The following is a 5,000-nucleotide window of genomic DNA, read 5'->3' on the forward strand; positions in this document are numbered from 1 at the left end:
TTTGAAGTAAAACACTAGCGAGGACGCAGTGCGCAGGGCCGCCTCATTCCGGTGGCTGCTGTGCCGCTCTTTCGTGGAGACATTCACGGAGAGTTTGATCCTGGCTCAGGACGAACGCTGGCGGCGTGCTTAACACATGCAAGTCGAACGGTGAAGCCCTTCGGGGTGGATCAGTGGCGAACGGGTGAGTAACACGTGGGGAATCTGCCCTGAACTCTGGGACAAGCCTTGGAAACGAGGTCTAATACCGGATACGACCTTCTCCTGCATGGGGGTTGGTGGAAAGCTCCGGCGGTTCAGGATGATCCCGCGGCCTATCAGCTTGTTGGTGGGGTAATGGCCTACCAAGGCGACGACGGGTAGCCGGCCTGAGAGGGCGACCGGCCACACTGGGACTGAGACACGGCCCAGACTCCTACGGGAGGCAGCAGTGGGGAATATTGCACAATGGGCGAAAGCCTGATGCAGCGACGCCGCGTGAGGGATGACGGCCTTCGGGTTGTAAACCTCTTTCAGCAGGGAAGAAGCGCAAGTGACGGTACCTGCAGAAGAAGCACCGGCTAACTACGTGCCAGCAGCCGCGGTAATACGTAGGGTGCGAGCGTTGTCCGGAATTATTGGGCGTAAAGAGCTCGTAGGCGGCCTGTCGCGTCGGATGTGAAAGCCCGGGGCTTAACCCCGGGTCTGCATTCGATACGGGCAGGCTAGAGTGTGGTAGGGGAGATCGGAATTCCTGGTGTAGCGGTGAAATGCGCAGATATCAGGAGGAACACCGGTGGCGAAGGCGGATCTCTGGGCCATTACTGACGCTGAGGAGCGAAAGCGTGGGGAGCGAACAGGATTAGATACCCTGGTAGTCCACGCCGTAAACGTTGGGAACTAGGTGTTGGCGACATTCCACGTCGTCGGTGCCGCAGCTAACGCATTAAGTTCCCCGCCTGGGGAGTACGGCCGCAAGGCTAAAACTCAAAGGAATTGACGGGGGCCCGCACAAGCAGCGGAGCATGTGGCTTAATTCGACGCAACGCGAAGAACCTTACCAAGGCTTGACATACGCCGGAAACGTCTAGAGATAGGCGCCCCCTTGTGGTCGGTGTACAGGTGGTGCATGGTTGTCGTCAGCTCGTGTCGTGAGATGTTGGGTTAAGTCCCGCAACGAGCGCAACCCTTGTTCTGTGTTGCCAGCATGCCTTTCGGGGTGATGGGGACTCACAGGAGACTGCCGGGGTCAACTCGGAGGAAGGTGGGGACGACGTCAAATCATCATGCCCCTTATGTCTTGGGCTGCACACGTGCTACAATGGCCGGTACAAAGGGCTGCGATGCCGCGAGGCGGAGCGAATCCCAAAAAGCCGGTCTCAGTTCGGATTGGGGTCTGCAACTCGACCCCATGAAGTTGGAGTTGCTAGTAATCGCAGATCAGCATGCTGCGGTGAATACGTTCCCGGGCCTTGTACACACCGCCCGTCACGTCACGAAAGTCGGTAACACCCGAAGCCGGTGGCCTAACCCGTAAGGGGAGGAGCCGTCGAAGGTGGGACCAGCGATTGGGACGAAGTCGTAACAAGGTAGCCGTACCGGAAGGTGCGGCTGGATCACCTCCTTTCTAAGGAGCACACGGCAGCTTCGGGCGAATGTCCCGGAGTGCTAGCTCATGGGTGGAACGTTGACTATTCGGCACACATGGTAGGACCTGCCAGTACTGCCCTCTTCTCGGGGGCGTGGAACGCGGGTACCGCTGGGTGTGCCGGGCACGTTGTTGGGTCCTGAGGGAACGGTTTTGCCGTTGTCTCATGGATGCCGGCCTCATGCGAGGCGCTCCCGTCAGGGTGTGCTGAGTTTGGGTGTCTGGTCGTTGTTTGAGAACTGCACAGTGGACGCGAGCATCTGTGGCCAAGTTTTTAAGGGCGCACGGTGGATGCCTTGGCACCAGGAACCGATGAAGGACGTGGGAGGCCGCGATAGGCCCCGGGGAGCTGTCAACCGAGCTTTGATCCGGGGGTGTCCGAATGGGGAAACCCGGCAGTCGTCATGGGCTGTCACCCATACCTGAACACATAGGGTATGTGGAGGGAACGCGGGGAAGTGAAACATCTCAGTACCCGCAGGAAGAGAAAACAACCGTGATTCCGGGAGTAGTGGCGAGCGAAACCGGATGAGGCTAAACCGTCATGGTGTGAGACCCGGCAGGGGTTGCCGTGGCGGGGTTGTGGGAGTGAGCTTGACCGGTCTGCCGGCCGGTCGGCGAGTCAGAAACCGTATGGGTAGTCGAAGGACATGCGAAAGGTCCGGCGTAGAGGGTAAGACCCCCGTAGACGAAACCTGTACGGCTTGCTTGCTCATTTCCCAAGTAGCACGGGGCCCGAGAAATCCCGTGTGAATCTGGCGGGACCACCCGCTAAGCCTAAATATTCCCTGGTGACCGATAGCGGATAGTACCGTGAGGGAATGGTGAAAAGTACCGCGGGAGCGGAGTGAAATAGTACCTGAAACCGTGTGCCTACAAGCCGTGGGGGCAGCCTTCGGGCTGTGACTGCGTGCCTTTTGAAGAATGAGCCTGCGAGTTTGCGGTGTGTAGCGAGGTTAACCCGTGTGGGGTAGCCGTAGCGAAAGCGAGTCCGAATAGGGCGCCCGTAGTTGCATGCCCAAGACCCGAAGCGGAGTGATCTAGCCATGGGCAGGTTGAAGCGGAGGTAAGACTTCGTGGAGGACCGAACCCACCAGGGTTGAAAACCTGGGGGATGACCTGTGGTTAGGGGTGAAAGGCCAATCAAACTCCGTGATAGCTGGTTCTCCCCGAAATGCATTTAGGTGCAGCGTCGCGTGTTTCTTGCCGGAGGTAGAGCACTGGATAGGCGATGGGCCTCACCGGGTTACTGACCTTAGCCAAACTCCGAATGCCGGTAAGTGAGAGCGCGGCAGTGAGACTGTGGGGGATAAGCTCCATGGTCGAGAGGGAAACAGCCCAGAACACCGACTAAGGTCCCTAAGCGTGTGCTAAGTGGGAAAGGATGTGGAGTCGCAGAGACAACCAGGAGGTTGGCTTAGAAGCAGCCACCCTTGAAAGAGTGCGTAATAGCTCACTGGTCAAGTGATTCCGCGCCGACAATGTAGCGGGGCTCAAGCACACCACCGAAGTCGTGTCATTGCAGCAATAGGGCCAACGCCTGCTGTGATGGGTAGGGGAGCGTCGTGTGCCGGGTGAAGCAGCCGAGGAATCGAGTTGTGGACGGTTCACGAGTGAGAATGCAGGCATGAGTAGCGATACAAGAGTGGGAAACTCTTGCGCCGATTGACCAAGGGTTCCTGGGTCAAGCTGATCTGCCCAGGGTAAGTCGGGACCTAAGGCGAGGCCGACAGGCGTAGTCGATGGACAACGGGTTGATATTCCCGTACCCGCTTTGAAGCGCCAACGTCGAACCTCTTGATGCTAAGCCCGTGAAGCCGGCCCGGAGTCTTCGGACAAAGGGACGTGGTGGAGCCGGTGACCCAACGGGGTAGTAGGTGAGCGATGGGGTGACGCAGGAAGGTAGTCCAGCCCGGGCGGTGGTAGTCCCGGGGTAAGGGTGTAGGCCGAACGGTAGGCAAATCCGCCGTTCACATAGGCTGAGACCTGATGCCGAGCCGATTGTGGTGAAGTGGATGATCCTATGCTGTCGAGAAAAGCCTCTAGCGAGTTTCATGGCGGCCCGTACCCCAAACCGACTCAGGTGGTCAGGTAGAGAATACCGAGGCGTTCGGGTGAACTGTGGTTAAGGAACTCGGCAAAATGCCCCCGTAACTTCGGGAGAAGGGGGGCCATTGCTGGTGAGGGGACGTGCTCCCTGAGCTGGTGGTGGCCGCAGAGACCAGCGAGAAGCGACTGTTTACTAAAAACACAGGTCCGTGCGAAGCCGTAAGGCGATGTATACGGACTGACGCCTGCCCGGTGCTGGAACGTTAAGGGGACCGGTTAGTCCGATTTCGGTCGGGCGAAGCTGAGAACTTAAGCGCCAGTAAACGGCGGTGGTAACTATAACCATCCTAAGGTAGCGAAATTCCTTGTCGGGTAAGTTCCGACCTGCACGAATGGCGTAACGACTTCTCGACTGTCTCAACCACAGGCCCGGTGAAATTGCATTACGAGTAAAGATGCTCGTTTCGCGCAGCAGGACGGAAAGACCCCGGGACCTTTACTATAGCTTGATATTGGTGTTCGGTTCGGCTTGTGTAGGATAGGTGGGAGGCTTTGAAGCCGTGACGCCAGTCATGGTGGAGCCGTCGTTGAAATACCACTCTGGTCGTGCTGGATGTCTAACCTGGGTCCGTGATCCGGATCAGGGACAGTGTCTGGTGGGTAGTTTAACTGGGGCGGTTGCCTCCTAAAGGGTAACGGAGGCGCCCAAAGGTTCCCTCAGCCTGGTTGGCAATCAGGTGTTGAGTGTAAGTGCACAAGGGAGCTTGACTGTGAGACTGACGGGTCGAGCAGGTACGAAAGTAGGGACTAGTGATCCGGCGGTGGCTTGTGGAAGCGCCGTCGCTCAACGGATAAAAGGTACCCCGGGGATAACAGGCTGATCTTCCCCAAGAGTCCATATCGACGGGATGGTTTGGCACCTCGATGTCGGCTCGTCGCATCCTGGGGCTGGAGTAGGTCCCAAGGGTTGGGCTGTTCGCCCATTAAAGCGGTACGCGAGCTGGGTTTAGAACGTCGTGAGACAGTTCGGTCCCTATCCGCTGTGCGCGTAGGAGTGTTGAGAAGGGCTGTCCCTAGTACGAGAGGACCGGGACGGACGAACCTCTGGTGTGCCAGTTGTCCTGCCAAGGGCATGGCTGGTTGGCTACGTTCGGGAGGGATAACCGCTGAAAGCATCTAAGCGGGAAGCCTGCTTCGAGATGAGCACTCCCACCTCCTTGAGAGGGTAAGGCTCCCAGTAGACGACTGGGTTGATAGGCCGGATATGGAAGCCCTGTGAGGGGTGGAGTTGACCGGTACTAATAGGCCGAGGGCTTGTCCTCAG

The 5,000-nt window shown here is 58.1% G+C and carries 2 rRNA genes; both read left to right on the forward strand.

Annotation, left to right across the window (positions count from 1 at the left end):
- Positions 1-82 precede the first annotated feature (82 nt).
- Positions 83-1,606 (forward strand): 16S ribosomal RNA (locus OO57_RS37025).
- Positions 1,607-1,891: 285 nt separating this feature from the next.
- Positions 1,892-4,998: ribosomal RNA gene (locus OO57_RS37030) — 23S ribosomal RNA — on the forward strand.
- The 16S and 23S rRNA genes sit together here, the layout of an rRNA operon.
- Positions 4,999-5,000 lie beyond the last annotated feature (2 nt).

Origin of the sequence: Kitasatospora phosalacinea (genome assembly GCF_000717185.1) — a bacterium.
Classification (GTDB): domain Bacteria; phylum Actinomycetota; class Actinomycetes; order Streptomycetales; family Streptomycetaceae; genus Kitasatospora; species Kitasatospora phosalacinea_A.